The organism is Rhodanobacter sp. GW835-FHT13D09 (assembly GCF_058793995.1).
The window spans coordinates 34,709-61,252 of record NZ_JBXAGL010000011.1; the positions used below are offsets into that span (position 1 = coordinate 34,709).

At 69.7% G+C, this 26,544-nt stretch carries 27 protein-coding genes; 9 read left to right on the forward strand and 18 right to left on the reverse strand.

Going from position 1 to position 26,544, the window contains the following annotated elements:
- The first annotated feature begins 12 nt into the window (after window positions 1-12).
- Window positions 13-213, forward strand: a complete 201-nt coding sequence (locus AC1Q5A_RS14235; RefSeq protein ID WP_492701708.1) for a hypothetical protein — start codon at window positions 13-15, stop codon at window positions 211-213.
- Between the two features lie 84 nt (window positions 214-297).
- Here the strand turns inward: AC1Q5A_RS14235 and pip are convergent, their stop codons facing one another.
- The 3 genes from pip to AC1Q5A_RS14250 all read right to left on the reverse strand — a co-directional run bounded on the left by pip (window position 298) and on the right by AC1Q5A_RS14250 (window position 3,581).
- Window positions 298-1,251, reverse strand: a complete 954-nt coding sequence (gene pip, locus AC1Q5A_RS14240; protein ID WP_492701710.1) for a prolyl aminopeptidase — start codon at window positions 1,249-1,251, stop codon at window positions 298-300.
- A gap of 55 nt (window positions 1,252-1,306) precedes the next feature.
- Entirely contained in the window at window positions 1,307-3,004 is a 1,698-nt protein-coding gene (gene acpA, locus AC1Q5A_RS14245) for an acid phosphatase (RefSeq protein WP_492701712.1), read from the reverse strand.
- A gap of 82 nt (window positions 3,005-3,086) precedes the next feature.
- Window positions 3,087-3,581: an Lrp/AsnC family transcriptional regulator gene (locus AC1Q5A_RS14250; protein ID WP_492701714.1), complete on the reverse strand. Its 495-nt coding sequence runs from the start codon at window positions 3,579-3,581 to the stop codon at window positions 3,087-3,089.
- Window positions 3,582-3,705: 124 nt separating this feature from the next.
- On the opposite strand from AC1Q5A_RS14250, the gene AC1Q5A_RS14255 reads away from it, so the two are divergent.
- The 3 genes from AC1Q5A_RS14255 to AC1Q5A_RS14265 are packed head-to-tail and all read left to right on the forward strand — an operon-like array spanning window position 3,706 to window position 5,647.
- Window positions 3,706-4,632: a DMT family transporter gene (locus AC1Q5A_RS14255; RefSeq protein ID WP_492701716.1), complete on the forward strand. Its 927-nt coding sequence runs from the start codon at window positions 3,706-3,708 to the stop codon at window positions 4,630-4,632.
- Window positions 4,619-4,939 (forward strand): cupin domain-containing protein, encoded by a 321-nt coding sequence (locus AC1Q5A_RS14260; RefSeq protein WP_492701718.1) that lies wholly within the window; start codon window positions 4,619-4,621, stop codon window positions 4,937-4,939. Before AC1Q5A_RS14255 ends, AC1Q5A_RS14260 begins: the two co-directional genes overlap by 14 nt.
- Window positions 4,940-4,954: 15 nt before the next feature.
- On the forward strand, window positions 4,955-5,647 hold the full coding sequence (locus AC1Q5A_RS14265) for a glutathione S-transferase family protein (protein WP_492701720.1): 693 nt from the start codon (window positions 4,955-4,957) through the stop codon (window positions 5,645-5,647).
- Window positions 5,648-5,655: 8 nt separating this feature from the next.
- On the opposite strand, the gene AC1Q5A_RS14270 is transcribed toward AC1Q5A_RS14265, so the two are convergent.
- From AC1Q5A_RS14270 to AC1Q5A_RS14300, 7 genes are all read right to left on the reverse strand, one after another.
- Window positions 5,656-6,270: a hypothetical protein gene (locus AC1Q5A_RS14270; protein WP_492701722.1), complete on the reverse strand. Its 615-nt coding sequence runs from the start codon at window positions 6,268-6,270 to the stop codon at window positions 5,656-5,658.
- A complete protein-coding gene (locus AC1Q5A_RS14275) occupies window positions 6,270-6,536 on the reverse strand; it encodes a DUF2249 domain-containing protein (protein WP_114343220.1) in 267 nt (88 codons plus the stop codon). Before AC1Q5A_RS14275 ends, AC1Q5A_RS14270 begins: the two co-directional genes overlap by 1 nt.
- Before the next feature lie 88 nt (window positions 6,537-6,624).
- Entirely contained in the window at window positions 6,625-7,380 is a 756-nt protein-coding gene (gene ubiE, locus AC1Q5A_RS14280; protein ID WP_492701724.1) for a bifunctional demethylmenaquinone methyltransferase/2-methoxy-6-polyprenyl-1,4-benzoquinol methylase UbiE, read from the reverse strand.
- Window positions 7,381-7,390: 10 nt separating this feature from the next.
- Window positions 7,391-8,746, reverse strand: coding sequence for a metal-dependent hydrolase family protein (locus AC1Q5A_RS14285; RefSeq protein ID WP_492701726.1), 1,356 nt, complete (start codon window positions 8,744-8,746; stop codon window positions 7,391-7,393).
- Between the two features lie 151 nt (window positions 8,747-8,897).
- Window positions 8,898-11,528, reverse strand: a complete 2,631-nt coding sequence (gene plsB, locus AC1Q5A_RS14290) for a glycerol-3-phosphate 1-O-acyltransferase PlsB (protein ID WP_492701728.1) — start codon at window positions 11,526-11,528, stop codon at window positions 8,898-8,900.
- Window positions 11,529-11,559: 31 nt separating this feature from the next.
- Window positions 11,560-12,492, reverse strand: coding sequence for a hypothetical protein (locus AC1Q5A_RS14295; RefSeq protein ID WP_492701730.1), 933 nt, complete (start codon window positions 12,490-12,492; stop codon window positions 11,560-11,562).
- Window positions 12,493-12,784: 292 nt separating this feature from the next.
- A complete protein-coding gene (locus tag AC1Q5A_RS14300) occupies window positions 12,785-13,684 on the reverse strand; it encodes a 5'-nucleotidase, lipoprotein e(P4) family (protein WP_492701732.1) in 900 nt (299 codons plus the stop codon).
- A gap of 127 nt (window positions 13,685-13,811) precedes the next feature.
- On the opposite strand from AC1Q5A_RS14300, the gene AC1Q5A_RS14305 reads away from it, so the two are divergent.
- Window positions 13,812-14,843, forward strand: a complete 1,032-nt coding sequence (locus AC1Q5A_RS14305; RefSeq protein ID WP_492701734.1) for an AI-2E family transporter — start codon at window positions 13,812-13,814, stop codon at window positions 14,841-14,843.
- A 132-nt stretch (window positions 14,844-14,975) separates the two neighbouring features.
- On the opposite strand, the gene AC1Q5A_RS14310 is transcribed toward AC1Q5A_RS14305, so the two are convergent.
- The gene (locus AC1Q5A_RS14310) at window positions 14,976-16,973 is read right to left on the reverse strand and encodes a UvrD-helicase domain-containing protein (protein WP_492701736.1); all 1,998 of its coding nucleotides are present in this window, start codon (window positions 16,971-16,973) and stop codon (window positions 14,976-14,978) included.
- 105 nt (window positions 16,974-17,078) lie between these two features.
- Here AC1Q5A_RS14310 and AC1Q5A_RS14315 point away from each other — a divergent pair, with 105 nt between their 5' ends.
- The 3 genes from AC1Q5A_RS14315 (at window position 17,079) to AC1Q5A_RS14325 (ending at window position 19,956) form a co-directional block, all read left to right on the forward strand.
- Window positions 17,079-18,410 carry an NAD(P)/FAD-dependent oxidoreductase gene (locus AC1Q5A_RS14315; protein ID WP_492701738.1) on the forward strand — a complete coding sequence of 444 codons (1,332 nt, stop codon included), beginning with the start codon at window positions 17,079-17,081 and terminating at the stop codon, window positions 18,408-18,410.
- Window positions 18,411-18,530: 120 nt separating this feature from the next.
- Window positions 18,531-19,163 carry a thymidine kinase gene (locus tag AC1Q5A_RS14320; RefSeq protein ID WP_492701740.1) on the forward strand — a complete coding sequence of 211 codons (633 nt, stop codon included), beginning with the start codon at window positions 18,531-18,533 and terminating at the stop codon, window positions 19,161-19,163.
- A gap of 22 nt (window positions 19,164-19,185) precedes the next feature.
- Window positions 19,186-19,956 (forward strand): hypothetical protein, encoded by a 771-nt coding sequence (locus AC1Q5A_RS14325; RefSeq protein WP_492701742.1) that lies wholly within the window; start codon window positions 19,186-19,188, stop codon window positions 19,954-19,956.
- 146 nt (window positions 19,957-20,102) lie between these two features.
- Here the strand turns inward: AC1Q5A_RS14325 and mutM are convergent, their stop codons facing one another.
- The 5 genes from mutM to AC1Q5A_RS14350 are packed head-to-tail and all read right to left on the reverse strand — an operon-like array spanning window position 20,103 to window position 24,328.
- On the reverse strand, window positions 20,103-20,930 hold the full coding sequence (gene mutM / locus AC1Q5A_RS14330; RefSeq protein WP_492701744.1) for a bifunctional DNA-formamidopyrimidine glycosylase/DNA-(apurinic or apyrimidinic site) lyase: 828 nt from the start codon (window positions 20,928-20,930) through the stop codon (window positions 20,103-20,105).
- Window positions 20,931-20,946: 16 nt separating this feature from the next.
- Window positions 20,947-21,438 carry a hypothetical protein gene (locus AC1Q5A_RS14335; protein WP_492701746.1) on the reverse strand — a complete coding sequence of 164 codons (492 nt, stop codon included), beginning with the start codon at window positions 21,436-21,438 and terminating at the stop codon, window positions 20,947-20,949.
- Window positions 21,439-21,441: 3 nt separating this feature from the next.
- Complete coding sequence (locus AC1Q5A_RS14340) at window positions 21,442-22,797, reverse strand: GldG family protein (protein WP_492701748.1); 1,356 nt, start codon at window positions 22,795-22,797, stop codon at window positions 21,442-21,444.
- The gene (locus AC1Q5A_RS14345) at window positions 22,797-23,567 is read right to left on the reverse strand and encodes an ABC transporter permease (protein ID WP_492701750.1); all 771 of its coding nucleotides are present in this window, start codon (window positions 23,565-23,567) and stop codon (window positions 22,797-22,799) included. Before AC1Q5A_RS14345 ends, AC1Q5A_RS14340 begins: the two co-directional genes overlap by 1 nt.
- Window positions 23,564-24,328, reverse strand: a complete 765-nt coding sequence (locus tag AC1Q5A_RS14350; RefSeq protein ID WP_492701752.1) for an ABC transporter ATP-binding protein — start codon at window positions 24,326-24,328, stop codon at window positions 23,564-23,566. Before AC1Q5A_RS14350 ends, AC1Q5A_RS14345 begins: the two co-directional genes overlap by 4 nt.
- Window positions 24,329-24,500: 172 nt before the next feature.
- Here AC1Q5A_RS14350 and AC1Q5A_RS14355 point away from each other — a divergent pair, with 172 nt between their 5' ends.
- The gene (locus AC1Q5A_RS14355) at window positions 24,501-25,694 is read left to right on the forward strand and encodes a DesA family fatty acid desaturase (protein ID WP_492701754.1); all 1,194 of its coding nucleotides are present in this window, start codon (window positions 24,501-24,503) and stop codon (window positions 25,692-25,694) included.
- A gap of 268 nt (window positions 25,695-25,962) precedes the next feature.
- Here the strand turns inward: AC1Q5A_RS14355 and rpmG are convergent, their stop codons facing one another.
- Both rpmG and rpmB read right to left on the reverse strand, forming a co-directional pair.
- Window positions 25,963-26,130 carry a 50S ribosomal protein L33 gene (gene rpmG / locus AC1Q5A_RS14360; RefSeq protein WP_007513765.1) on the reverse strand — a complete coding sequence of 56 codons (168 nt, stop codon included), beginning with the start codon at window positions 26,128-26,130 and terminating at the stop codon, window positions 25,963-25,965.
- Window positions 26,131-26,140: 10 nt separating this feature from the next.
- Complete coding sequence (gene rpmB, locus AC1Q5A_RS14365) at window positions 26,141-26,377, reverse strand: 50S ribosomal protein L28 (protein WP_007513766.1); 237 nt, start codon at window positions 26,375-26,377, stop codon at window positions 26,141-26,143.
- Window positions 26,378-26,544 lie beyond the last annotated feature (167 nt).

Sequence of the window (26,544 nt, forward strand, 5' to 3'; positions counted from 1 at the left end):
ATGGAAGTCGCTATGATCGACGGTTGCGCATCGGCGGCCAGGACCTGGGCGAGGGGAGGCATGCTGACTGGCGCGGATCCGCCGGCGCTCGGCTACTTCGTCGCGGCCTTGATCGCCACCATCGGCATCGCGTTCGCTTCCAGCGTGCAGTTCCTGGTCGTCGGCCTCGTTGAGCTATCTGCAGCACCTGCCGCTGGACGTCATCAAGATTGACCGCGCCTTCGTGAGCGAGCTGCAGGCCGACGCCGGCAACCGGCACAAGCATGCAGTCCTTGCGGTACTGGTGGAGCTGGCGGCTCAGCAGTAGCGATCTGCCATCTGGTCGGCTGCTGCAACCAGCTTGTCCACGATCGCCGGGTCGGCCGCGCTGTGGCCGGCCAGCACCACCTGCAGGTGCGCTTCGGGCCAGGCCAGGCTGAGGTCGTACGCGCTCTTCATCGGGCAGATGATGTCGTAGCGGCCGTGCACGATGGTGGCGGGGAGGTGCCGGATGCGGCCGATGTCGCGCAGCAGCTGGCCGGGTTCGAGGAAGATGTTGTGGCGGAAGTAGTGTGCCTCCATCACGGCCAGGCTGACCGCCTTGTGCGGATCCTCGAATTCGCCGCCGGCGTCGGGGTCGTGCAGCAGGGTGGTGCTGCCGCCTTCCCACGCGCTCCACGCCCGCGCCGCGGCGAGCCGGGTGGCTTCGTCGTCGCTGGTGAGGCGGCGCCAGTAGGCGTCCAGCATCGAGTCGCGTTCGGCCTCGGGAATGAAGGCGAGGAAACGCGCCCAGCGCTCGGGGAAGATCTGCGCGGCGCCGCCGTCCAGCTCGTTGAACCAGCGCAGCTCTTGCGGCCGGCCCAGGAAGATGCCGCGCAGCACCAGGCCCAGCACGCGCTCCGCGTGCGCCTCGGCGTAGGCCAGGGCCAGGGTCGAGCCCCACGAGCCGCCGAACACCACCCAGCGCTCGATCTCCAGGTGCTCGCGGATCGCCTCGATGTCGGCGACCAGGTGCCAGGTGGTGTTGTCGGTGAGTTCGGCGAACGGGGTGGACTGGCCGGCGCCGCGCTGGTCGAACAGCACGATGCGGTAGCGCGCCGGGTCGAAGAAGCGGCGGTGGTAGGCCGACAGCCCCGCGCCCGGGCCGCCGTGCAGGAACACCACCGGCAGGCCGGCGGGGTTGCCGCATTCCTCCACGTGCAGGGTGTGGATCGCGTCGACGGCGAGCCGGTGGGGGCGGTACGGCTCGATCTCGGGATACAGCTCGCGCATGCGGGGAACCTCGTGGAGATGGGCTTCTCCGCTGCCGGGGGAGAGGCCGGTCGAATCAGGCGAACTGCAGGGCGGCCGTAAGGTCGCCCGGCGGCGGCCCGCCGGCGGCGATCATCGCCTGCTCGCGCAGGGTGAGGCCGGGCAGTTTCTGCAGGCCGAAGCGGCGCGTGATGAAGCGGGCGATCGAGCCGGTGTCGTAGACGGTGTGGTCGACGAAACCCTTTTTCGCGAACGGCGACACCACCAGCGCGGGGATGCGCGTGCCCGGCCCCCAGCGGTCGCCCTTCGGCGGCGCCACATGGTCCCACCAGCCGCCGTTCTCGTCCACGGTGATCACCACCAGGGTGTGTTCCCACAGCGGGCTGCGCTGGAGCGCATCGATGATATGCGCGATATGGCGGTCGCCGGCGGCCACGTCCGAGTAGCCCGCGTGCATATTGAGATCGCCCTGCGGCTTGTAGAACGCCACCGGCGGCAGCGTGCCGCTCTCGATGGCGGCGATGAAGCGGTTGCTGGCGGCGCTGTCGCCGGTGCCGGCGTCGCGCAGGTGCTGCGCGCGTGCGGCGCTGCCCGGCGCGAACTGGCGGAAGTAGTTGAACGGCTGGTGGTGGATCTGGAAGTTGGGGCCGTAGGGGAACTGCCCGTGCGTGCCGCGCATGCCGCCGCCGTCCAGGGCCAGTTGCCAGCCGCCGGCGTACCAGGCCCAGTCGATGCCCTGCGCGTCGAGCCGGTCGCCGATGGTGGCGTGGTTCTGCGGCGGCAGCGTGCTGGGGTCGGCAGGATCGGCCAGCAGCGGATCGTGCGGGTTGCGGGTGAGGCCGGGTGCGTAGGGCGGCCCGATCGTGTTCACCGCCCAGAAGTCCGGCGTGAGCACGTTGCGCGAGGCGAACTTCGGACGGCCCTGCATCGCGCTGGCGGGGGAATCTTCGGCCAGCTTCAGCCGGATGCCGGCGGGATCGTCGCCTTCCACCTGCGCGATCTGCTGCCTGGCCGGCCCCTGGTCCGCGCGCGGGAAGAATGGCGGCTGCGCCGCGATCAGGTACTGGTGGTTGAGGAAGGAGCCGCCGAAGGCGCCCATGAAGAAGTTGTCGCACAGCGTGTACTGCCGCGCCAGCCGCCACAGCTGCAGGTCCGCCGCGCCTTCCGCGTAGCGGCCCATCACCAGCGCGCCGCTGTCGCCCCAGGCCACGAAGCCGTCGTTGCGGCCGCCGTTGATCTGCAGCTGGTTGTTGTAGAAGTTGTGGATCAGGTCGCGCGTGACCAGCGCCGGCGGCAGCGGCTCGCCCTGCGGCGTGCGCAGCGCGAACGGTGCGTTGGCGAGGTTGCGGATCGCGTCCTCGCCGATCTGGTAGCGGCGGTTGTCCAGCGTCTGTTCGTGCGGCACCAGGCCGTGCCAGATCGGCGGCAGCGTATCGAGCGGGCGGCCGTCGCGGTCGCGCTGGCGGTACTGCTCCGGCGCCAGCGCGGCCAGCGGCCGTTCGAGGCCGGGGAAATCCGCGAACAGGTTGTTGAAGCTGCGGTTCTCCGCGTAGATCACCACGACGTGGCGGACGTGCTCGCGCAGCGCCGCATCCAGCGCGGCCTCCGCGGCGCGGCCGGTGCGCGCGGGGCGGCTGCCGCTGGCGAGCTGGCAGCCGCCGGTGGCCAGCGCGGCACCGGCCAGCGCAATGCCGCCGAGCAGCTTGCGGCGGGCGGGATCGGCCGGTGCGTCGGTTGCGGCGGGGGGCGGGGTGGGCGGCAATGGTCTGGTCATGGCGATTCACAGGGCTGGTCGAAAGGAAGCGGTGCACCGGCAGGAGTACCGCAACCGTGTGGCAGGCGCGTGGCGACGCGGCTCAATCGGCGGAGAACTTGCGCGCGGTGTCCCACATCGCGCGGTTGATCGCACGGTTCGCATGGGGTGCCTGCAGCACGACCAGGGTGGTGGTGCTGATGCTGGCGTGGATCTTCAGCAGGCGGTCGAGCACGCTTTCCAGGTGGCTGATCGACATCGCCACCACGCGCAGCAGGGCGGAGTCCTCGCCGGCGAGGCGGCGACAGTCGAGCACCTCGGGGATGTCCGCCACGACGACGCCGATGCGCGCGCAGATGCCGCCGTCGCAGCGCAGCCGCACCATTGCCTCGATGCGGTAGCCCAGCCGCTTCGGCTCCACCACCGCGCGGTAGCCGCTGATCACGCCGGCCTCCTCCAGTCGCTTCACCCGCTCGGCCACCGCCGGCGCCGACAGGCGCACCTTGCGGCCCAGTTCGGCGTATCCCAGTCGCGCGTCCTGCTGCAGGGCTTCCAGCAGTTGCCAGTCCTTGCCGTCGAGTTCCGGTTTCGAATCCAAGGTGGAGGCCCTCGCGATGGTTTCATTCGCCGGTCAAACGCGGCGCACACGATGCGATGCATTATTCACCGCCCGGGGCGCCAGGACTAGGATGCGCACTTCCCACCCCCTGGAATCCGTCCCCATGGATACCGTCGAACGTCTCGATGGCCGCGCCCTGGCCGGCATCGCGATCGCCCTGCTCACCTGGTCGTCGGCGTACGCCGCGATCGCCTATGCGCTGCCCGCGTTCACCCCCGGCGAGGTGGCGTTCGCGCGGCTGCTGATCGGCTCGCTGTGCTTCGCCGTGTTGCTGCGGGCACGGCGCGTGCCGCTGCCGGCCCGGCGCGACTGGCCGCAGCTGGCCCTGCTCGGCGTGATCGGCCTCACCGTCTATCACCTGTGCCTGAACTACGCCGAGACGCGGATCGCCAGTGGCACCGCCTCGATCCTGATTTCGCTGGTGCCGGCCGCCACCGCGGCGGTGTCGGCGTTCTGGCTGCGCGAGCGGCTGACGTTGCGCACCTGGGTCGGCCTGGCGGTGGCACTGGTCGGCACCGTGCTGGTGGTGCTGGCCAGCGGTGAACGGGTGGAGGTGGACCCGAAGGCACTGCTGGTGCTGCTGTGCGTGCTCGCCTCGGCGATCTACTTCGTGGGCCAGAAGGCGCTGTTCGCGCGCAACAGCATGCTCGGCGTCACGGCGTTCACGTTCTTCGCGGGCACGCTCGCCACCGCACCATTCGGCTGGCGGTTGCCGCAGGCGCTGGGCGTCGCGAGCTGGCCGCGGATCGGCGCGCTGCTGTGGCTGGGCATCGCGCCCACCTTCGTCGGCTATCTGGCCTGGAACATGGCGGTGAGCCGCGCCTCGGCGTCGCGGGTCAGCAGCTTCATCTACCTGTCGCCGCCGATCGCCCTGCTGATCGGCTGGCTGTGGCTGCACGAGGTGCCGAACGCGCTGATCCTGGTCGGCGGCGCGATCACCGTGGGCGGTGTGGTGCTGGCAAACGCCCGGCGCCGCGCATCGCCACCGGCGCCGGTTCTTGCGCAGGCATGCGCCAATGAACGGTCCTGATGCGCCAGCACCCGACGTCGTCGATCTCGGCATGCTGGCGCGGCAGTTGCCGCAGGCGTGGCGATCACGGCTGCTCGGAGGCGTGGGGCAGGCCCGGCTGAAACTGCTGCGGATGGATGCCGCCGCTTACCCGGAGGAGATCCACGACCAGGCCGAGGCACTGCTGGTGCTCGAAGGTCGTATGCGGCTGCGCTTCGCCGATCAGGTGCGGACGGTGGGGGCCGGCGAACTGTGCCTGGTGCCGGCCGGCGTCGCGCATGCGGTGATGGAAGGCAGCCACGGCACCTTGCTCATCGTCGACGCCTGACCCCAGGAGATACGCATGTACGAACTCTGCATCGCCAACAAGAACTACTCCTCGTGGTCGCTGCGGCCATGGGTGCTGCTGCGCGCACTGGACATCCCGTTCGCCGAGCGGCTGGTGCCGCTCACCGGCGGCAGCGGCGAGAGCTGGGACGCGTTCCGTGCCTTCTCGCCCACCGGCAAGGTGCCGTGCCTGCGCGACGGCGAGGTGACGGTGTGGGATTCGCTGGCCATCGTCGAGTACCTGGCCGAGCGCCATCCCGGCGCGTGGCCCGCCGATCCGCTGGCGCGCGCCTGGGCGCGCTGCGCGGCGGCGGAGATGCACGCGGGTTTCGCCGCGCTGCGCGGCGCCTGCACGATGAACTGCGGGGTCCGCGTGCGCGTCGAGGCGCCGGACGCGGCGCTGCGCCGGGACCTTGCCCGCCTCGACGAATTGTGGAACGAGGGGTTGGCGCGCTTCGCCGGCCCGTTCCTCGCCGGCAAGGCCTTCACTGCGGTCGATGCGTTCTACGCACCGGTGGCGTTCCGCATCCAGAGCTACGGGTTGCGGCTCGGCGGCACCGCGATGGCCTACGCGCAGCGCCTGCTCGACCTGCCCGCGATGCGCGAGTGGTACGACGCTGCGCTGGTCGAGAGCTGGCGCGACCCGGAGCACGAGGACGACGTGCGCCGCGCCGGTACCTGGCTGCAGGACCTGCGCCGCGCCGGTTGAGCGCACGCTCAGTTCAGCCGGGTCAGGCGCACCACTTCGGGGTCGTCGGCGTGCTCCAGCAGCAGGCGCCGCACGCGGTCCTGCCAGGCCTGCGTGAAGGTGGCGTGTTGGTGCGCGGTGGCGGTCGGGTGCAGCGCGACGACCATCAGCTCGCGCAGGTTCGGCGCCGGCGGCACGCGGGACAGGTCCAGGGTCACCGCGACCGTTTCGCCGTTGTCGCGGCGGCCGAACTGCACCGCGCTGGCGCTCGGGGCGGTGGCGAAATCCAGCAGCGACCGCCGCACGAAGCGGCCGCCGATGCCGTGAAAGCCGTTCTCGGCGGCGGCGCCGGTGACGAGGGTCAGCACCTGCGCGATCACGCCGGTGACGCCTTCGTCCGCAGGCGCCGGCATGCGCACCGTGATGCCGCCGCGTTCGGCCGGCTCACCCGGGTACAGCGCCTGCAGCGCCATGCGCGCCATCAGCCAGGCGCCGGCGACGGTGGGGCAGGAGTGGCCGGCCAGCCGCACCGCATCGAGGTAGCTGTATTCCAGCCGGCCGCCTCCGGCGGCGCCGAGAAACTCGGCCAGCGGGTCGCGCATCGCGATGCGCGGCGCCTGGTCGTAGAACGCGGGGTAGTCCATCACTCCCCCGGCAGGCCGGTGATGCCGAAGTCGATCACCACCGCATCGGCGTCGCGCTGGCGGTAGTTCACCGTGAGGTGGTCGCCGAGGCGCTCGCGCAGCTGGGCGATCAGCGGGATCGGGTCGTGGTCATTGACGAAGCGCATCGTCTCGCCCGAGCGCAGCGCGCCGATCGCGCCGAAGATCGCCGAGTGGCGGAAGCGCCGGGCCACCCCGCGCGCGTCGAAGAGGTGCACGTTCTGTTCGGAAACGGTGTCGATGGACATGGGACGGGGCTCGCAGGAAAGGGAGCCCCAACATACGCCGCGCATCACGGCCGGCCACTGATCTGGGTCAGCCGGACCGGCCGCTGTCTCAGAACTTGTACGCGCGATGGATCGCCACGATGCCGTTGGTGAGGTTGCGCACCTCGACGCGGCCGAAACCGGCGCGCTCCATCATGCCTTTCAGGGTGGCCTGGTCGGGATGCTTGCGGATCGATTCGGCCAGGTACTGGTAGCTGTCGGCGTCGCCGGCGAACAGCTGGCCCAGCTTCGGCAGCACCTTGAACGAGTGGAAGTCGTACAGCCTGCCGAACAGCTCGCTCTGCACTTTCGAGAACTCCAGCACCAGCGCGCGGCCGCCGGGCCTGAGCACGCGGCAGATGTCGGCCAGCGCCTTGTCCTTGTCGGTGACGTTGCGCAGGCCGAAGGCCATGGTCACCGCGTCGAAGCTGTTGTCCGGGAACGGCAGCGCCTCGGCGTTGAGCTGGGCCCAGCGCAGGCCGGCGACCAGGCCGCGGTCGGTGAGGCGGTCGCGGCCCACGCCGAGCATCGCCGCGTTGATGTCGCCCACCACCACCTCGCCCTCGTCGCCGACCACCGGCTTCATCAGCGCGGCGATGTCGCCGGTGCCGCCGGCCAGGTCCAGTACGCGGTCGCCGCGGCGCACGCCGCTGACCGCCACGAAATGGCGCTTCCACAGCCGGTGGATGCCGAACGACATCAGGTCGTTCATCAGGTCGTAGCTGCGCGCGACCGAGGTGAACACCTGGCCGACCAGCTTCTGCTTGTCGTCCACCGGCACGTCGCGGAAGCCGAAGTGGGTGGTCTTGGATTGCGGCTCGTTCATGGGCGCCATGCTACAGCGTAGGCTTGCCGCCGTCCTTGTAGACGACGCCGTCCTTCATCACGAAGCTGACATGCTGCATCGCGCCGATATCGTCCAGCGGGTTGCCCGGCACCGCGATGACATCGGCGCGCCGGCCCACGGCGATCCGCCCCAGCTCGTCCTGCTTGTGCAGCAGCTCGGCGGCATGCGTGGTGGCGGCCTGCAGCACGAACATCGGCGGCATGCCGGCCTGCACCATGTAGACGAATTCCTTCGCGTTCCCGCCGTGCGGATAAACCCCGGCATCGGTGCCGAATGCGATTTTCACGCCGGCCCTGTAGGCCTTGCCGGCGGTGGCCTGGATGATCGGCCCGACCTGCTCCGCCTTGGCGGCGACCTGCGGCGGATACCAGCCTTCCCTCGCCTTCTCCTCGGCGAACTTGCCGGCGATGATGGTCGGCACGAACCAGGTGCCATGCTCCTTCATCAGCTGCATGTCGGCGTCGTTCATGTAAGTGCCGTGCTCGATCGAGTCGACGCCGCCGAGCACCGCCCGACGGATCGCCTCGGCGCCGTGCGCGTGTGCGGCCACGGTGAAGCCGTAGTCGTGCGCGGCGGCGACCACGGCCTTGATCTCCTCGAGGGTCATCTGCGCGTTGTCGGCGCTGCTGCCTTCGTCGAGCACGCCGCCGGAGGGCATGATCTTGATCAGGTCGGCGCCGTCCTTGTAGTGCTGGCGCACCGCTTTCCAGGCGTCCCCGGGGGAGTCGATGATGCCGTCCTTCGGGCCGGGGTCGCCGGCCAGGTCCGCGCGGTAGCCGTTGGTGGGATCGGCGTGGCCGCCGGTGGTGCCGACGAACTGGCCGGCGCTGAAGATGCGCGGCCCCGGCACGATGCCGGCGTTGATGGCGTTGCGCAGCGCGATGGACTCGTTGTGCTCGTCGCCGAGATTGCGCACGGTGGTGAAGCCGGCCAGCAGCGTGCGCCTGGCGTAGACCGTGCTGCGGATCGCGTAGTCCGCCGGATCGAGGCGGAACTTGTCGCTGTAGGTGGAGCGGCTGAACTCCATGGTCAGGTGGGTGTGGCTGTCGATCAGGCCGGGCAGGCAGGTCGAATCGGGCAGGTCGATGTACTGGAACGCGCCACCTGCGGCGCTGGCCTCCTTGCGGTACGGCTCCACGTCCACGGCGCCGGCGTGCAGCTCACGGATGCGGTTGCCGTCGACCACCACGCTGGTCTCGCCGAGCATCCTGCCGGCGGCGGTATCGAGCAGGCGCGCGCAATGCAGCACGCGGACGTCCTGGCGGGCTGGGGCGTCGGTCGCCGAAGCGCCGGCCGGCACCGACAGCAGGGCGGCAGCGAGGACGAGGGCGTGGTGTGCGGCCATGGGCAAGGACTCCAGACAGGGGGCGGCCATCTTAGGGCCTGCTCCAAGCCTCCGGATACCCCGCGCCGGCTATCGGGCTCGTGCCGGCATCAGGCGAGGGCCCGGCGGCGGTGCCGTCCGCACGCGGCCGCTGCAGGGCGGCATGGCCGCCTCATTGCCGCGGGGTCGGGTCGGCCGCTGCCCCCCCGGTGCTGCCCGACGCCTGGTGCTGGTAGTGCTCGGCCGCGACATGGCGCTCGTGCAGCGCGGCGTCGTCGCTGTCGGCGGGGACGTGGGCGGGCTGGTCCGCCATGGGCTCCCGGTCGCCGCCGGGGGTGATCTTCAGGATCGAGTGGCGCACCTCGCGCGACAGGATCACCCGCGCGTCGCGCACCATGCCCTCCAGCGCGGCGTCGTAGTCGAGCTTGCCATCGTCGTCGGTCCACACCACCCGGCGCTCGCGCAGCTTCTGGATGAAGCCGCGGAACAGCGCCTTGTCGAAGAACTCCGGCGCGGACAGTTCGTTGAGCAGGGACAGCCGCTGCGCGGTAAGCGTGCAGGCGTTCTCCAGCTCCGCGCCGGTCAGCGTGTGCGGGCCTTTCTTGGCCAGCGCGGCGATGGTGATGTAGTAGCGCTCGAACGCCTGGATCAGGCTGCGCGCGATCACCTTGAGCTGGTAGGCGCCGTCGTCCTGGCCGGGGCTGCGCTCGAGCACGCGGCCGTCGCTGACCGATTCGAGCAGGCCGCGACGCACGAAGAAGTCGATCGTCGCCTGCATCTGCGCGGCGAAGCCGTCCTCGTCCCACGGCAGGAACAGCTCGCCCTGGATGAACGGGTAGATGATCCGGCCCAGCCGCAGGATCGAGGAGCGCGACATGCGCCGGTTGTTGAGGAAGCAGCAGGCAACCCACGCGGCGGTGGTGGTGAGGTGCAGCACGTTGTTGCGGAAGTAGCTGAGCAGCACCGCGCGCTCGCCGGTGGCGGTGAGCACGTCGCCGAGCGGGTGCTGCACGCGCTGGATCCAGCCCATCTGCTCGCCGTAGGCGATGATCGTGGCCGGACCCATCGGGGTCAGCGTGATGCGGTCGGAATACGGCAGTTCCTCCAGCATCGCCTTGCCCAGCTCGAGCTGGGTCAGCAGGTCGCTCTCGGCCATCGCGTGCTTGGGCGTGGCGAGCAGCGCCAGCGCCAGCAGGTTGATCGGGTTGACGTCGGCGGCGCGGTTGATGTTGATCTGGATCTGCTCGGCGAGGCGGTCGGTGACCGCGTTCAGCCACTCCGGTTTCGCCTCGGGGTCGGTGGTGGCGACGCGCCAGTCGCTGCTGGCGGCGTCCAGCAGCGGGGTCAGTTCGACCGGCTCGCCGAAGTTCAGCGCCACGTGGCCGTAGCGCTGGCGCAGCACCTTGAGGCCCTTGAGCAGGCCGAGCAGGGATTCCTTTTCCTTCGGCTGGCCGCTGAGCTCGCCGATGTAGGACTTGCCCTCCATCAGCTTCTCGTAGCCGATGTAGACCGGCTGGAACAGCACCGGCCGGCGCGGCGCGCGCAGGAACGCGCGCACCGTCATCGCCAGCATGCCGGCGCGCGGCGCCAGCAGGCGGCCGGTGCGCGAGCGGCCACCCTCGATGAAGTATTCCATCGGCACGCCGCGGTCGATCAGTTGCGCCACGTATTCGTTGAACACCACCGAGTACAGCGCATTGCCCTTGAAGCTGCGGCGCAGGAAGAACGCGCCGCCGCGGCGCAGGATCGGTCCGATCACCGGCAGGTTGAGGTTCACCCCTGCCGCGATGTGCGGCACCACTACGCCGGACACATGCAGCTGGTAGCTCATCAGCAGGTAGTCGGCGTGGCTGCGGTGGCAGGGCACGTAGATCACCTCGTGGCCCGGCGCGGCGGCGCGGGCCTTGTCGAAGTGGTGCATGGCGATGCCGTCGTACAGCTTGTTCCAGAAGTTGGAGAGCAGGAAGGAGGCCGAGCGCACCACCGGGTGCGAGTAGTCGGCGGCGATCTCCAGCACCAGTTTGTGCGCCTTGCGCCAGGCCTTGGCCTGGCTGATCTTTTCCTTGGCCGCGCTGGCGGCGATCGCAGTCCGCACCGGCTCGGCGTTCAGCACCGCATCGACCACCGTGCGCCGGTGCGACAGATCCGGTCCGATCACCGCGGCGCGGATGCGGTGGAAATGCGCGCGCAGCACCCGCGCGACCTTGCGTGCGAAACGTTCCGGGGCGATCGTGTCGGCCTCGTCCAGCATCTGGCGCAGCGACACCGGGGTGGAAAAGTGCACCACCGTGTCGCGCCCGTTCAGCAGCAGCGCCAGCATGCGGCGGAAGCGGCCCACCATCACCCAGTTTTCCGAGAACAGCACGCGGAACCAGCCGCTCTCGCGGCTGGGCGCGCGGCCGACGTAGATGGATACCGGCATGATCTGGATGTCGTGCCCGGAGATGCCTTCCAGCGAACGCACCAGCTGCCGCAGCGGTTCGTTGGGGTTGCGCCGGCGGTTGCGGCCGAACAGCCAGCCGTCGCGCCGGGCCAGGGCGAACACCGAGCGCCGGCGACGGGTGCCGGCCAGCGGCTGCATCGGGTTGGGCAGGCCCGCCTCGCGGCAGGCCCGCTGCAGGATCAGCGCGTCGGAGAAACCGTCGCGCTCGATCACGTAGCAGACCGGCACGCCGGCCTGCAGCAAGGTGGTGGGCTCGGCCGGGTCGCGGCGGATGCGCACCCACGGCTGCAGCAGCTGGCCGGCCAAGTTGAACCACCAGGGCGCGCGCTGGCGGGCAGGGGAGTCCGCGGTGCTGTTCATTGGCATCGGTCTATTCTAATGGCCGCGATGTTCAGTCTTTCGTTACGGCGCCGGGGGCGCTGCTTGCGCGCGCCGGTGCGCCGGCGACCTCCTGCAGCCGGCGCTGGTGCGCCTGGCGCACGTTGTGCAACAGGTCCTCGCTGTACCAGCGGCCGTTTTCCCGCACCAGGATCGACTCGGTCGACAGTGGTTTGCCGAGCAGGGTGTAGTCGATCCGCACCACCGCGCGGCCGTTGCTGCCGGACACCGGGCCGAGCCGGATCGAGTCCAGCGTGGCGTCGACCGACAGCCCGTAGATCGCCAGCAACTGCTTGAGGCCGCCATAGGCGGTGGCGTACCTGGCCATCGAGGCGTCGAAGTCCATCGTGCGCAGCTGCTCCGGGCTTTTCAGGTCGAGCTGGCGCGTGGTGGCCACGGCCACCTGGATCGCCTGCTTCGCCCGGGCCTGGTCGAACCACGGCGTCTGCTGCGCCCACGGCAGCAGCGCGTCCAGCGCGCCGGTGACCTGGTTCTTCTGCGCCGCGCTCAGGGTCGGGTTCCGTGCCAGGCCGTTCTTCACCAGCGCCTCGCCGATGCTGACCAGCACCGGCAGCTGATCCTTGTACTGCTGCTCCATCGTGACCAGTTTCGGTTGCAGTTCGGCGTACAGCTTGTTCTCCGCATCCGGCTCGGTGAGCTTGCGCACCGTCTCGTCGAAGCGGGCGCGGTCCCCGGCGGCAACCGGTTCCGGCGCCAGCTGCTGGCGGCTCCAGTCCGCGCGCATGTGGGCGTAGTCGGCCGGTGGCAGCGCGTGCTTCCACAGCCCCTGGAAGTCGCCGGCCTTGAACAGGTCGATCGAGGTCCGCAGCGCCGCCTCCGGAGAGCTGCCGCCCGGCTGGGCGGCATCGTCCTTGCCGTGGCATGCGCCCAGCAACAGCGCGGCAAGCAGCGGCAACAGGACGTGGCGCAGGGGAGGGAGTCGCATGGGCGGGTCTCACGGTGTGGCGGCGGACGTGCCGCCCGGCCGAGGTGAGCGCGCAGGGTAAGGGTCGTGGCGACCTCGAAACAAGGCCGAAGCGCAAATTTTTGCGGATTTCCCAAAAGAAAACCCCGCGGGCATTGGGCCTCACGGGGAAATCCGGCAGAGCCGGAGGGAAATGGCCGTGCCTGCGAAGATTTTGGTCAGCAGGTGTTGGCGGACCAGATATTACCCGCTCGTTAAAGTTGAGGCAATACTTTTTCTTTATGCTGCAATCTATTGTTTTACAGTGTGAAAATTATTCAGAGCGCAGTGTGTCGAGCTTTTGCTGGCGCCGTTGCCCGGGCGACAGGCTCCAGTCGTTGTTGAACAGCGCCGGCTCCCACGAGCCATAGGTGGGGTTGGGCAGCACGAACCAGCGGGTGCCGACCCACGGCAGGTAGTCGGCGACCGCCTTGCGGCGACCGTCGGCGGTGTTGGCGAGGACGTCCACGAAATCGCCGATCTGGTCGCCGAACTGCATCAGCACGCGATAGTGCCGCGCGACCAGCTGGCGGCGGCAGCCCTTCTCGCTGCCGGCCTGTTCGCAGCCGTCCACCACGGTGCCCAGGCCGAGGAACGCCTGCGGGCCGCTGACCGGCAGCCCCGCCTTGCGCAGGTTGGCCAGGGTGGCCTGGTCCAGGTCCTTCGCGCGGTTGGAGATGTAAATCACCGCGATGCCGTGCTTTGCCGCGAACTGCGTGAACTCGACCGCGCCTGGCAATGCCCTGGCGCGTTCCTCCCGGCACCAGGCCGCCCATTCGGCTTCGTTGTATTCGCTGCCGCCGCGCACGCCTCGTGCGGCGAACGGCGAGTTGTCCAGCACGGTCTCGTCGACGTCCAGGATCACCGCCGGCTTCAGGCCCGCGAGCGGCGTGGTGCGATCGCCCTTGCCCAAGGCGTCCCAGTGCCTGTCGCGCAGCGCGGCGAGCAGTTGCGCCTGCGCATTGCGGAAGGTCTGCAGGTAGATCAGGTCGTGCTCGATCGCGGTCTGGCTCCACGCCACGGCATTGAGGTTGTCGTTGGCGGCGACCGTCGCCGGCACCGCAGCCGCGGCAGGCGTCGCCGCCGGCAGCGTGGTCGCCGGTTGGCGCGGCGCGGTGGCGCAGCCGGCCAGCAGGCCGAGCGCGAGCAGGGCGGCGGGCAAACGGAGTGACATGCGGTAATCCTTGCCGGGAAGCGAGGCGGAACGATGAGCGAAGTTTACGACAGCGCCATGGCAGGGCTGGCAGCGGTGGCGGGCTGCTGACAGACTGGCGGCTCCCTGGCCCACGGTTCCGTTCCGCATGGATTCCCCCCTGCCCGCCTTGCGCGAGTCCTCGTCGGTGATCCGCTGCGCCAGCTACCTGCTGACGGCGGCCGTGCTGCTGCTGGTCGTCAGGATCCACCTGCTGCCCGCGCTGCTGGCCGGCCTGCTGGTGTTCGAGCTGGTGCAGGCGATGGTGCCGCTGCTGGGCCGGCGCATCTCCGGCGACCGCGCGCGGGTGGTGGTGGTGGCGGTGCTGGGTGCGATCGTGGTGGGCCTGCTGCTGCTCCTGATCCTCGGCGCGATCAGCCTGTTCCGGCACGAGATCGGCAATCCGCAACTGCTCTGGCAGGAGCAGCTGATGCCGCTGGTGGAGAAGGCGCGCCAGCAACTGCCGCCGGCGCTGGTGAACAGCCTGCCTGACAGCGTGGACGACCTGCGCGTGGGTGCGATCGAACTGGCCCGCAAGCATGCCGATACGCTGCAACTGGCGGGCAAGGGCGCGGTGCGGGTATTCGTGCACATCATCATCGGCCTGGTGCTGGGCGCGATCGTGGCGCTCGGCCGCACCGGCCCGGCGCACCAGATGGGCCCGCTGGCGGCGGCGCTGAGCCTGCGTTGCCAGCGCCTGGCCGACGCGTTCCACAACATCGTGTTCGCGCAGATCAAGATCTCGCTGATCAACACCGCATTCACCGCGGTCTTCCTGCTGGGACTGCTGCCGTTGATGGGCATCCACGTGCCGCTGGCCAAGACCATGGTGGCGGTGACCTTCGTGGCCGGCCTGCTGCCGGTGATCGGCAACCTGATCTCCAACACGGCGATCACGGTGGCCGGCATGTCGGTGTCGCTGGGCGTGGGCATCGCCGCGCTGGCGTTCCTGATCCTGATCCACAAGCTCGAGTACTTCCTCAACGCACGCATCGTCGGCACCCAGATCCGCGCCCGCGCGTGGGAGCTGCTGGTGGCCATGCTGCTGATGGAAGCCGCCTTCGGCCTGCCGGGCGTGATCGCCGCGCCGATCTACTACGCGTACCTGAAGAGCGAGCTGGAGGCGGCGAAGCTGATCTGAGCCACGCGGCGGCGGTTCAGTCCCGCAACCCGATGTGAGTCGGGTCGGTCATGGGAATCCCTCGGCGCCGGCAGGCGCGTGCGGCTGGCTGTTGTGGCGGGAACTGGAAAACATTTGCCCTGGGCCGTCAACTCAGCCGCCTGCCAGCATCGCCTTGATCCGCGCCATGTGCGACTCGGCGGTCTCGCGGGTCACTTCCTTGTCCGCTTCCGGGTCCTTGCCCTGCCAGTGCAGGTCGGCCTGCGGCAACTCGTGCAGGAAGCGGCTGGGCTGGTTGTTGTGGACGTCGCCGTAGCGCTTGGTCCTGGCCGACCACGACAGCGTCAGCAGTTCCTTGGCGCGGGTGATGCCGACGTACATCAGCCGGCGCTCCTCGTCGACGCGGCCTTCGTCCAGCGCGCCCTCGTGCGGCAGCGTGCCGTCCTCGCAGCCGACGATAAAGACGAAGCGGAACTCCAGCCCCTTCGCCGCGTGCAGGGTCATCATGCGCACCGCGTTGCCGGGCTCGTCGCGGTCGGCGTGGCTGAGCAGGGCGAGCTGCGCGGCGAGGTCGCCGGCCGTGTTGCCCCTGCTGTTATCGGTATGTCTCTGCATCGCGCGGAACCAGTCGGCCAGCTCCTTCAGGTTGCCCAGCTTGCGTTCGCGCACCGTCGCGTCGGTGGTGCCGGCGGCGATCTGCGCGGCGTAGCCTGTGCGTTTCAGGATCAGCTCGACCAGGTCGGCCGCGCGCTCGTGCAGCGAGGCGCTGCGCAGTTCGTCCAGCAGGCTGGCGAACGAAGCCAGCGCCGCGGCCGGGCGCGGGGTGAGCTGGCGCAGCACGCCATCGCTGCGGGTGGCGTCGAGCAGGGACGAATGGCGCGACTGCGCCAGCTGGCCGAGCTTCTCCAGCGTGGTCGCGCCGATCTCGCGCTTCGGCACGTTGACCACGCGCAGGAAGGCGGCGTCGTCGCTGGGGTTGATCAGCAGGCGCAGGTAGCACAAGAGGTCCTTCACCTCGGCGCGGTCGAGGAAGCTCAAGGCGCCGGTGAGGTGGTACGGAATGCGCGCCAGGCGCAGCGCCTTTTCCAGCGGCCGCGCCTGGAAGTTGCCGCGGTACAGGATCGCCATGTCGTCCCAGCGCGCCTTGTGCTTCTCGGCCAGGGTGGTGGCGATCGAGGCGATCTTCTCGGCCTCGTGCTCGGCCTCCTTGCACTCCAGCACGCGGATCGGCGCGCCTTCCGGGTGCTCGCTCCACAGCTTCTTTTCATGGCTGTGCGGGTTGTGCGCGATCAACGCGTTCGCCGCGCGCAGGATGCGCTTGCCGCAGCGGTAGTTCTGCTCCAGCTTGATCACGCGCAGGTTCGGCCAGTCGCGGCCGAGCTGGTCGATGTTCTCCGGGTTCGCGCCGCGCCAGGCGTAGATGCTCTGGTCGTCGTCGCCCACGCAGGTGATGTGGCCGCGTTCGCCGGCCAGGCATTTGAGCAGGCGGTACTGCGCGTCGTTGGTGTCCTGGTATTCGTCGACCAGCAGGTAGCGCAGGCGCTCGCGCCAGGCGTCGCGGCACTCGGCGTCGGATTCCAGGATGCGCAGCGGCAGCCGGATCAGATCGTCGAAGTCGACCGCATTGAAAGCACTCAGACGCTGCTGGTACATGTCGTAGATCGTCGCCGCCTCCAGCTCGCGCGGGCTGCGCGCGGCGGCCAGCGCTTCTTCCGGCGAGAGCCCGCCGTTCTTGGCGCGGCTGAGCAGGTTGCGGATGCCGAACAATACGTCGGGTTTGGCCCCTTTCGGCGCCAGCTCCTTCACGATGCCCTCGCTGTCGTCCGCGTCCAGCACCGAGAAGCCGCGGCGCAGGCCCGCGCGGGCGTGCTCGATCTGCAGGAACTTCAGCCCCAGCGCGTGGAACGTGCTGACCGTGAGCGCGGCGGCGTCCTCGCTGCTGACCAGCTTCGCCACGCGCTCGCGCATCTCGCGCGCGGCCTTGTTGGTGAAGGTGATCGCGGCGATCTTCGAGGCGGTCAGCTTGCGGCGCTGGATCAGCCAGGCGATCTTCTGGGTGATCACGCTGGTCTTGCCGGAACCGGCGCCCGCCAGCACCAGCAGCGGGCTGTCGCAGTGTTCGACGGCGGCCAGTTGTTGTGGATTGAGCATGGATCGGAGCGAGGCGTGAGGCGGCGGTCGATGGTAGCAGAGCGCTCCGGGCGCACCCGTCGGCTTCGGCCATAATCGGCCGCACGGCAGTCACCGGAGAATGGCATGGCGGAACAGGAAGTCGAGCAGTGCGACGTGGCGGTGATCGGCGGCGGCCCCGGCGGCAGTACCGCGGCCACCCTGCTGGCGCGCCGCGGCTACAAGGTGATCGCACTGGAGAAGGCGCGCCACCCGCGCTTCCACATCGGCGAGTCGCTGCTGCCGATGAACCTGCCGGTGTTCGAGCGGCTGGGCGTGCTGGACAAGGTGCGCGCGCTGGGCGTGTTCAAGTCCGGCGCGGATTTCGAGGCCGACAACGCGCGCGGCTACAACGTCTACGCGTTCGCCCGCGCGATCGGACACAGCCCGCCGCACGCGTACCAGGTGTGGCGGCAGGATTTCGACCGGATGCTGTACGAGCATGCGCGCGGCTGCGGCGCCGACGCGCGCGAAGGGCACGAGGTGCGGCGCGTGGAGCAGCGCGGCTCGCGCGAGAGCCGGCTGGAGGTGCGCACCGACGACGGCCGCGACTACGAGGTCCGGGCGCGCTACGTGGTGGACGCCAGCGGCCGCGATGCGCTGCTGGCGACGAAGATGAAATTGCGGCGCCGGAGCTGCCAGCACCAGAGCGCGGCGATCTTCGGCCACTTCCGCGGCGCCGATCGTCGTTCCGGTGAAGATGCCGGCAACGTCAGCATCTACCGCTTCGCGCACGGCTGGATGTGGATGGTCCCGCTGCCCGACGGGGTGATGAGCGTGGGCGCGGTGTGCCGGCCGGATTACCTGAAGCAGCGCAGGGGCCGCACGGTGGAGTTCCTGCTCGACACGCTGAAACTCAACCCGGCGCTGTGGCGGCGCGTCGAGCGCGCCGGGCTGATCGGCAACGAGGTGCATGTCACCGGCAACTATTCCTACGACGCGACCCGCATGGGCGGCCCGGGCTGGGTGCTGGTGGGCGATGCGTTCGCCTTCCTCGACCCGGTGTTTTCCTCCGGCGTGTACCTGGCGATGGACGGTGCGGAGCGGGCCGCCGACATGGTCGATGCGGCGTTGCGCGAACCGCAGCGCGAGCGGGCCCTGCTGCGCCGGCTGGAACGGCGCCAGCGCAAGGGCATGGCACGCTTCGCGTTCTTCATCCACCGCTTCAACGGGCCGGTGATGCGGCAGATGCTCCGCTCGCCGCGCAACACCTGGCAACTGGAGCAGGCGGTGATCTCGATGCTGGCCGGCGACCTGTTCGACACGCCGAAGGTGCTGTGGCGGCTGCAGCTGTTCAAGCTGGTCTACGCAATCCTGTGCCTGCGCGACTGGCGCCGCAGCCGCGCCGAACGCCGCGACCGCCTGGCCCAGGCACGCGCGCCGTTCACCGGCGGCAGCACGCCGCCGGACAAGGCCTGACGTGCGCTCCCTCCCCTGCTTGCAGGGGAGGGTTGGGGTGGGGTGCTCTTGTGTCTTCGGGCAAGCCATCGACAATCGGCCGTCGCGCTACCATGCATGGTCTTCAACCGAACGCGCCCCATGGCCAAGCTCTATTTCTATTACTCGGCGATGAACGCCGGCAAGACCACCACGCTGCTGCAGAGCGCGTACAACTACCACGAGCGCGGCATGCGCACGCTGATCCTCACCCCGGCGCTGGACAGCCGCTACGGCGAAGGCGTGGTCGCCTCGCGGATCGGCCTGCAGGCGGCCGCGCGACGCTTCTCCGGCGACGAGGACCTGCTGGCGCTGGTGGAGGCCGACATCGCCGCGCACGGTCCGCTGCACTGCGTGTTCGTCGATGAGGCGCAGTTCCTCAGCAAGGCGCAGGTATGGCAACTCAGCGACGTGGTCGACCGGCTCGGCATCCCGGTGCTGGCGTTCGGCCTGCGCACGGATTTCCGCGGCGAACTGTTCGAGGGCAGCAGCTACCTGCTGGCCTGGGCCGACGAGTTGCAGGAGATCAAGACGATCTGCCACACCGGGCGCAAGGCGACCATGGTGGTGCGCGTGGACGAGCACGGCCACGCCGTCACCGACGGTCCGCAGGTTGAGATCGGCGGCAACGAACGCTATGTCTCGGTGAGCCGCGCCGAGTTCAAGAAGATCAGCGAGGGCCAGGGCCGCATCGAGCTGCAGCAGACCGTGCTGCCGCTGGGCGAGCGCGAATGAACCGAGCCACCAAGGAATCCGCATGAGCGAAGCCACTCCCCCCGCCAGCTGGCCGCGGCCGTACTGGCAACCTGGCGAAGACGAGGTGGTGCTGCAGTTCTACGTGTTCGGCAAGTTCGAGCCGGAGCTGCTGATCCCGTCGCCGCGCTACGGCAGCCCCGGCCTGCCCGCGGGCGTGGAGATCCAGCGCTTCCAGAACGCCGTGCTGCGCCAGTGGGAGGGCTACCCGCTGAATGGCGCGCTGGGCCGGCTGATCAGGGAAGACACGCCTGAGGCGTACGAGCAGGCGCGCATCGCCCCCGAGGTGCTGGTGGTGCGCGGCGTGCTCAAGGACGGCGCCAGCCTCGACTACCTGCGCGACACGCTGGGCGTGCTGGCCGGCATGCTCGACGTGGGCGGCACCGCGATCCTGGACCCGCAGATCCTCACCCTGTTCGACGCCGCGCATTGGCGCCGCCACTACCTGGTCAAGGACGGCGCGCCGCCGCGCCACCACGTGCTGATCCTGCGCAGCGGCGAGGAGGCTGCCGACCGCTCCTGGATCCACACCCGCGGCATGCGCAAGTTCGGCCGCCCCGACCTCAGCCTGCGCCACGTGCCCGAGCGCGACATCGACCGCGCCGGCGTGCTGTGCGAGAAACTGGTGGAACTGCTGTCGCTCGGCGCGCACTTCGAGGCCGGCCAGCAGCTCGACGTGGAAGGCATCCCCGGCGGCCTGGTGGCGCAGCCGGGCGGCAGCCTCGACGACCCCGAGTTCAACAACACCCACGTCGAGTTCCGCTGGCCGGAGTGAGTCGTGACACATCCGCTGGCGCGCCGCGCCAAGGCGTCCAGCCTGGGCAGGGCGGGCACCGCCCGCCGCACTTACCCAGGCGCACGGAACGGATCGGAAGTCCGGCGGGCGATGCCCGCCCTACAGCCACGACAGCTCCGTGGCCCTCACCGCTGGCAGCGTGGGCACCAGTACGTGGAGCGCTGCCCCAGTGTGACTTGTCGGATCGGTGTGCCGCAGACGTGGCACGGTTCGCCCGTGCGGCCGTAGACCGTCAGCTCGCGGAAGAAGTAGCCGGGAGCGCCGTCGGGGTTGAGGAAATCGCGCAGGGTGGTGCCGCCGCGTTCGATGGCCCAGGCCAGCAGGCGTTTCACTTCGGTGGCCAGCCGCGCGTAGCGCGCCCGCGAGACGCTGCCGGCCGGCTTGCGCGGGTCGATGCCGGCGCGGAACAGCGCTTCGCTGGCGTAGATGTTGCCCACGCCGACGACCACCGTGTTGTCCATCAGGAACAGTTTCACCGCCGCCGTGCGGCCGCGCGAGCGCCGCCACAGCAGGTCGCCGTCGAAGGCGTCGGTGAGCGGCTCGGGGCCGAGTCCGGCGAGCAGCTCGTGGGTGGTGCCGGGCGGCTGCCACAGCAGGCAGCCGAAGCGGCGCGGGTCGGTGAGACGCAGCAGGCGCGGCGCCTGCGCGTCCGTGCGATCCAGCGCGATGTCGACGTGATCGTGCTTGCCGACCGGTGCATCCGGCGGCAGCACGCGCAGCACGCCGCTCATGCCCAGGTGCAGCAGCGCGCTGCCGGCCTCGGTGTGCAGCAACAGGTACTTCGCGCGGCGCTCCACCGCGTCGATGCGCTGGCCGGGCAGCAATTCGCCGATCTCCGGCGGGATCGGCCAGCGCAGGTCGGGCCGGCGCAGCAGCACGCCGGTGACGCGGTGGCCGACCACGTACGGTGCGATGCCGCGGCGGGTGGTCTCGACTTCGGGCAGTTCGGGCAAGGCGTGATCCCGCGATTCAGTGCAGCTCGGTGGTCGCCGTCGCCGGCGAGCGCGGCATGTAGCGCGACGATACCAGCGCAACCCGCTGACCCACCCGCACGTAGTGCTGCGGGCCGGTGACTGACACCTCGCCGAATTCCAGCGTTTGGCCGTCCAGTTGCAGCACGGCGCGCGGCGGCGCCAGTCCGACTTTCGCCGGCTCGAAATCGCTGGCCGGGCGCCAGCTCAGCACGGGCGCCGCGGCAGTATCGGCGAGGTCGTTGAGCCGGGCGTCGACGGCGCGCGCAGGCGGGCCGTCGGTGCGCCACCAGTGGCCGTCGCGCTTTTCGTAGTGCAGGGGTGGCGCGCCGGGCAGGGTCAGCACGATGCGGCTGATGCCGGCTGGATCGAGCGTGGTGAGGTCGCCGGTTTCATGGCGTGTGTCGCGCTGCCATTGCCAGCCGGCCAGCGACGACAAGGCGAGTACGGCGAGCAGCAGGAGCAGGCGCTGGCGGGTGGCGCGCTTCATCGCTCAGCGCCGCCGCCGGCGCCAAGCGATCAGGCCGCCGGCGAGCAGCAGCAACAGCGGCAGCACGACCAGGAAGCCGAGGCTCAGCGCGTTCAGTTCGGCTTGCGAGATCTGCAGCAGCCGGTCCGGCGCGCCGCGCGGCGGCAGCTGGACCAGCTTGTCGTCGCCGAGCAACCAGTCGAACACGCGCTCGCCCAGCGCGCGGTTGCCGCCGTTGCCGAGGAAGGTGTTGGAGAGGAAGTCGCCGTCGCCGATCACCACTGCGCGCTGCTCGCTCTTGTCCGGGCTGGGCGACAGCCGGCTCAGCGCGAAGCCGAAGTCCAGCGGCCCCTTCAGTTCGCCGGCGTCGGCGTCGTAGCGGATGTCCGAGGGCTTGCTGTTGTCGATCGGCTGGAACTCGGTCCAGCTCTGCGCGCCGGAGCGCAGGAACGGCTTCGCCGCCCAGTCGCCCTGCGCCAGCTGGGCCAGCGCGGAGGCCTGCGGGAACAGCGTGGTCAAGGTGAAACCGCGGGTGATCGCCTGCGGCGGGTAACTGCCCAGCGCGATCAGGCGCGGGTCGTGCAGGCCCAGCGCGGCGCCGGAACCGTCGACCAGCACACCTGGCAGCACGCGCACGCCGAGCGCGGCGGCCAGCGGACCGAGGCCGAGGTCGTCGTTCGAGGGCTCGCTCAGCCACAGCAGGTTGCCGCCGTTCTGCAGGTAGGCGACCAGCGCCTGCACCGCGCCCGGCGGCAGCGCCAGGCTCGGGCTGGCCAGCACCACCAGGTCGGTGTGCTCGGGCACCGCACTGACCTGTGCGAAGTTCAGCGGCACCGCGCGCATGCCGCGTGCTTCCAGCTGCGTGATGAAGATGCCGAGGTCGGCGTTGGCCTGGCCGTCGGCGCGCCGTTCGCCGTCGCCGGTGACGAAGGCCACGATGCGGTCGCTGCCACGCAGCAGCCGTTCCAGCGCGTTGGTGAGGCTGCGCTCGGACAGCTCGTCCAGCCTCTGCTCGCGATCCTTGTAGTGCAGGATCAACGAGCCGTCGACGGTGATGCCCAGCTCGCGCATCTTCGCCGGGTCCAGTTGCGGATCGACGAAGCGCAGTGTGAGGTCGCTCTTCACCGCCTGGTAGCGCTGCAGGAAGCCGGCAACGGTCTGGCGCAGGTTGCCCTGCGGGTTGGCGTAGCTGACGATCTCCACCGGGCCATCGAAGCGGGCCAGCACCGCGCGGCTTTCCGCCGACAGGCTGCTGCGGCCGTTCGCGGTCCAGTCGGCCTGGTGCGCGTAGCGCGTGCTGAGGTAGCCGACCGCCGCGGCCGCCAGTGCCAGCAGCAGCGCGAACAGCCAGCCGTCCAGACGTCTGGATAGATGGCGCATCAGCCGCGCTCCCGGTCGGCGTCGAGCCGGCGCGTGGCCAGCGCCAGCGCCAGCACGATCAGCAGCGCGAACCAGACGATGTCGGTGCTCGAGACCAGCCCGCGCAGCAGCGGCTGCAGGTGCGTGCTCATCGCCAGCCAGTTGATCGCGCCGCCGTTGACGCCGGCCATCTGCGCGCCCAGGTTCACGCTCCACAGCGCCAGCGCGATCACCAGCGCGGCGGCGGCGGCCAGCGCCGGATGCGAGGCGAAACTCGAACAGGCCACGCCGACCGCGGCCAGCGCCGCCAGCATCAGCGCCAGGCCCAGCGTGGCGGCGGCCAGCTTGCCCCAGTCGAAGTGGGTGGCGTGCATCAGCGCCAGCGGCATCGCCAGGGTCAGTACCAGCCACAGCAGCAGCCAGGCCAGCACTGCGAGGTACTTGCCCAGCACGATGCGCCAGGCCGGCACGCCGGCGGCGAACAGCAGCGGCAGGGTGCCGTTGCGACGCTCGCCGGCGAGCGTCGACATGGTGAGCAGCGGCACCACCAGGAACGCCAGCTGGGCCAGCTGGGCCAGCAGCGGCACGCCGACCAGGTCGGTGAAGCCGGGGCCGTCCGGCAGTGCCGCACGCTGGATCTGCCCGGCCAGGAAGCCGCCCAGCAGCAGGGTGAAGTTCCACGCCAGCCAGGCTACGGTGAGCGCGGCCAGCACCCAGGCCAGCGGACGCACCAGCAGCCGGCGCCATTCCAGTCGCGTCACGGCGACGGTGTTCGCGAAAGCGTGGCTCATGCGGCGCGCGCCGGTTCGGTGCCGCCGTTCATCGCGACTCCGAAGAAGGTTTTTTCCAGTGCGGCGTGGTCGTCGGCCAGCACCGGGCCATCGTGACGCAGCGTGCCTTCGTGCAGGATCGCCACGCGGTCGCACACCGCGGTGACTTCGGCCAGCAGGTGGGTGGACAGGATCACCGCGGTGCCCGTCGCGGCCTGCTCGCGGATAAGCGTGCGCAGCGCGGCCACCTGCACCGGATCGAGCGCGTTGGCCGGCTCGTCCAGCACCAGCAGAGCGGGGCGGTGCAGCAGCGCACAGGCCAGGCCGAGGCGCTGGCGCTGGCCCTGCGACAGCACGCCGGCCAGGCGCCGGGCCAGCGGCTGCAGTTCCAGCCGCGCGATGATCGCGCTGCGCGCCTGGCGCAGCGCGGCGCCGCCCAGCCCACGCAGGCGGCCGTGCGCGTCGAGATGTTCCTCGACGCTGAGTGCGGCCCACATCGGCGCGCGTTCCGGCAGCCAGCCGATCTGGGTGCGGGCCCGTTCCGGATGTTCCAGGAAATCCTCGCCGTTCAGCTCGATGCCGCCGCTGTCGGGCTTGAGCGCGCCGGCGATCATCGACAAGGTGGTGGATTTGCCGGCGCCGTTCACGCCAAGCAAGCCCATCACCTGGCCGGCTTGCAGCTCCAGGCTGAGATCCTGCACGGCGGCGCGGCTGGCGCGGCGGCGGCTGAGCCGGTGCAGTCGCAGGACGGTGCGGGGTGAATCGGCGAGAGGCGGGGTCATTGCGTGATTGTCACGGCGCCCCCACCGTTAGACAACAGGCGCAGGCTGCTGGCGCGAATAACGTCACCTTAGCGCCCCGCTCTTGACCGACTGCTACCATTCGTGGTTCGCCGTGCTGGCGGGTATGGAAACCCCCGATCTACACTGCCCCGTCCCTCACCCGGTGCCTTCCATGTTCGACGCTGTACTCAATTTCCTGAATGACGGTCTCACCGGCGCAAGCTGGGGCCAGATGCTGGTCTACATGCTGGTCGTGACCCAGCTCACCATCTTCACGGTGACGCTGTACCTGCATCGCAGCCAGACCCATCGCGGCGTGGACTTCCACCCGGCGCTGGCGCACTTCTTCCGTTTCTGGGGCTGGCTGACCACCGGCATGGTCACCCGCGAGTGGGTGGCGGTGCATCGCAAGCACCACGCCAAGGTCGAGACCACGGAAGACCCGCACAGCCCGATGATCTACGGCATCAAGAAGGTGTTCTGGGATGGCGTCTCGCTGTATCGCGATGCCTGCGAGTCGAAGCAGGACATGGAGCAGTACGGTCGCGGCACCCCGGACGACTGGGTCGAGCACAACGTCTACGGCGCGCACCCGTACTGGGGGCCGGCCCTGATGCTGCTGATCGACCTCGCCCTGTTCGGCGTGATCGGCGCCGCGCTGTGGGCGGTGCAGATGGTGTGGATCCCGTTCTGGGCTGCCGGCTTCGTCAACGGCGTCGGACACTGGGCCGGCTACCGCAATTTCGAGAGCGCCGACACCGCGCGCAACCTGATCCCGTGGGGCTTCTGGATCGGCGGTGAGGAACTGCACAACAACCACCATGCCTTCCCCAGCTCGGCCAAGTTCGCGCTGCGCAAGTGGGAGTTCGACATCGGCTGGGCGGCGATCTGCGGCTTGCGTGCGGTCGGCCTGGCCAAGGTGCTGCGCGTGGCGCCGTCGCTGGACGTGCGCCCGAACGTGCGCCTGCCGGATGCCGATACGCTCAAGGCCGTGCTGACCCATCGCTTCCAGGCGATGACCGACTACTACCGTGGCGTGATCCTGCCGACCATCAGTGACGAGGCGCAGCACGCCGGCGAGAGCATCAAATCGATGCCGCGCCGCATGCGCCGTGCGCTGGCTGACGGCGGCCGCTGGCTGGACAACGAAGGCCGCGACCGCATGCAGGCCGTGCTGGCGCGACGCCCGACGCTGAAGACCGTGTGCGACTTCCGCACCCGTCTGGCGGCGTTGATGGAACAGCGCGGTGCCGAGCAGGCGCTGAAAGGCCTGCAGCAATGGATCCACGAAGCCGAGGAAAGCGGCATCCGTGCCCTGCAGGAGTTCGCGCAGCGGCTCAAGGGCTACAGCGTCGCGGCGGCCTGATCGACGCGCGGTACAGGTGTTCCGGCAAGACCCGCCTTTCGGCGGGTTTTGTTTTTGGAGGACTCGGGCGGGACGAAGGACGGCTGGCCGGCCGGTGCGGGTGGTAACTATCCCGACCGGCGGGCAAAAGAAAACCCGCCACGCGGGCGGGTTTCCTTTGAGGCATCGGTGTCGCTGTTGCAGATGCGGAAGCAAAAGCAAAAGCGATCCCTGCCTTCGCAGGGATGACCAAATGGCTAGCCACGCGCTGCGCGCGTGGGCCATTTGGTCACTTGATCTTGCCTTCCTTGTAGATCACGTGCTTGCGCACGACCGGATCGTACTTCTTGAACTCGAACTTTTCCGGCGTGTTCTTCTTGTTCTTCTGCGTGGTGTAGAAGTGGCCGGTGCCGGCCGAGGAGATCATGCGGATCTTGTCTTGTGATTTGTTAGCCATGGCTCAATCCTCAGACCTTTTCGCCGCGGGCGCGCATCTCGGCAATCACGGCCTCGATGCCATTCTTGTCGATCGTGCGCAGGGCGTTGTTGGAAACGCGCAGCTTGATCCAGCGGTTCTCGCTGGGCACCCAGAAGCGACGCTCATGCAGGTTCGGCAACCAGCGGCGACGGGTACGGTTGTTGGCGTGCGAGACGTTGTTGCCGCTCTGCACACCCTTACCGGTGACTTGACATACACGGGCCATGACGACCTCCGTAATTCCTGATGGACACCCGTTGGCCAGGGTGAGATCGGCCCAGCGGCGCCATGCGCCACGCGATGCTGGAGTTGTCGCAACGCGTGATCGTGAGGTCCGTACCGCGTGGCGGACCGCCCGGAAGTACCGGGCCGACAGAGGCGAGCCGCGCATTC

What these genes read in the sequence shown, in the direction of transcription:
- AC1Q5A_RS14235 (WP_492701708.1), top strand. Translation starts at nt 13, where the DNA reads ATGATCGACGGTTGCGCATCGGCGGCCAGGACCTGGGCGAGGGGAGGC.
- pip (WP_492701710.1), bottom strand. Translation starts at nt 1,251, where the DNA reads ATGCGCGAGCTGTATCCCGAGATCGAGCCGTACCGCCCCCACCGGCTC.
- acpA (WP_492701712.1), bottom strand. Translation starts at nt 3,004, where the DNA reads ATGACCAGACCATTGCCGCCCACCCCGCCCCCCGCCGCAACCGACGCA.
- AC1Q5A_RS14255 (WP_492701716.1), top strand. Translation starts at nt 3,706, where the DNA reads ATGGATACCGTCGAACGTCTCGATGGCCGCGCCCTGGCCGGCATCGCG.
- AC1Q5A_RS14260 (WP_492701718.1), top strand. Translation starts at nt 4,619, where the DNA reads ATGAACGGTCCTGATGCGCCAGCACCCGACGTCGTCGATCTCGGCATG.
- AC1Q5A_RS14265 (WP_492701720.1), top strand. Translation starts at nt 4,955, where the DNA reads ATGTACGAACTCTGCATCGCCAACAAGAACTACTCCTCGTGGTCGCTG.
- AC1Q5A_RS14270 (WP_492701722.1), bottom strand. Translation starts at nt 6,270, where the DNA reads ATGGACTACCCCGCGTTCTACGACCAGGCGCCGCGCATCGCGATGCGC.
- AC1Q5A_RS14275 (WP_114343220.1), bottom strand. Translation starts at nt 6,536, where the DNA reads ATGTCCATCGACACCGTTTCCGAACAGAACGTGCACCTCTTCGACGCG.
- ubiE (WP_492701724.1), bottom strand. Translation starts at nt 7,380, where the DNA reads ATGAACGAGCCGCAATCCAAGACCACCCACTTCGGCTTCCGCGACGTG.
- AC1Q5A_RS14285 (WP_492701726.1), bottom strand. Translation starts at nt 8,746, where the DNA reads ATGGCCGCACACCACGCCCTCGTCCTCGCTGCCGCCCTGCTGTCGGTG.
- plsB (WP_492701728.1), bottom strand. Translation starts at nt 11,528, where the DNA reads ATGAACAGCACCGCGGACTCCCCTGCCCGCCAGCGCGCGCCCTGGTGG.
- AC1Q5A_RS14295 (WP_492701730.1), bottom strand. Translation starts at nt 12,492, where the DNA reads ATGCGACTCCCTCCCCTGCGCCACGTCCTGTTGCCGCTGCTTGCCGCG.
- AC1Q5A_RS14300 (WP_492701732.1), bottom strand. Translation starts at nt 13,684, where the DNA reads ATGTCACTCCGTTTGCCCGCCGCCCTGCTCGCGCTCGGCCTGCTGGCC.
- AC1Q5A_RS14305 (WP_492701734.1), top strand. Translation starts at nt 13,812, where the DNA reads ATGGATTCCCCCCTGCCCGCCTTGCGCGAGTCCTCGTCGGTGATCCGC.
- AC1Q5A_RS14310 (WP_492701736.1), bottom strand. Translation starts at nt 16,973, where the DNA reads ATGCTCAATCCACAACAACTGGCCGCCGTCGAACACTGCGACAGCCCG.
- AC1Q5A_RS14315 (WP_492701738.1), top strand. Translation starts at nt 17,079, where the DNA reads ATGGCGGAACAGGAAGTCGAGCAGTGCGACGTGGCGGTGATCGGCGGC.
- AC1Q5A_RS14320 (WP_492701740.1), top strand. Translation starts at nt 18,531, where the DNA reads ATGGCCAAGCTCTATTTCTATTACTCGGCGATGAACGCCGGCAAGACC.
- AC1Q5A_RS14325 (WP_492701742.1), top strand. Translation starts at nt 19,186, where the DNA reads ATGAGCGAAGCCACTCCCCCCGCCAGCTGGCCGCGGCCGTACTGGCAA.
- AC1Q5A_RS14335 (WP_492701746.1), bottom strand. Translation starts at nt 21,438, where the DNA reads ATGAAGCGCGCCACCCGCCAGCGCCTGCTCCTGCTGCTCGCCGTACTC.
- AC1Q5A_RS14340 (WP_492701748.1), bottom strand. Translation starts at nt 22,797, where the DNA reads ATGCGCCATCTATCCAGACGTCTGGACGGCTGGCTGTTCGCGCTGCTG.
- AC1Q5A_RS14345 (WP_492701750.1), bottom strand. Translation starts at nt 23,567, where the DNA reads ATGAGCCACGCTTTCGCGAACACCGTCGCCGTGACGCGACTGGAATGG.
- AC1Q5A_RS14350 (WP_492701752.1), bottom strand. Translation starts at nt 24,328, where the DNA reads ATGACCCCGCCTCTCGCCGATTCACCCCGCACCGTCCTGCGACTGCAC.
- AC1Q5A_RS14355 (WP_492701754.1), top strand. Translation starts at nt 24,501, where the DNA reads ATGTTCGACGCTGTACTCAATTTCCTGAATGACGGTCTCACCGGCGCA.
- rpmG (WP_007513765.1), bottom strand. Translation starts at nt 26,130, where the DNA reads ATGGCTAACAAATCACAAGACAAGATCCGCATGATCTCCTCGGCCGGC.
- rpmB (WP_007513766.1), bottom strand. Translation starts at nt 26,377, where the DNA reads ATGGCCCGTGTATGTCAAGTCACCGGTAAGGGTGTGCAGAGCGGCAAC.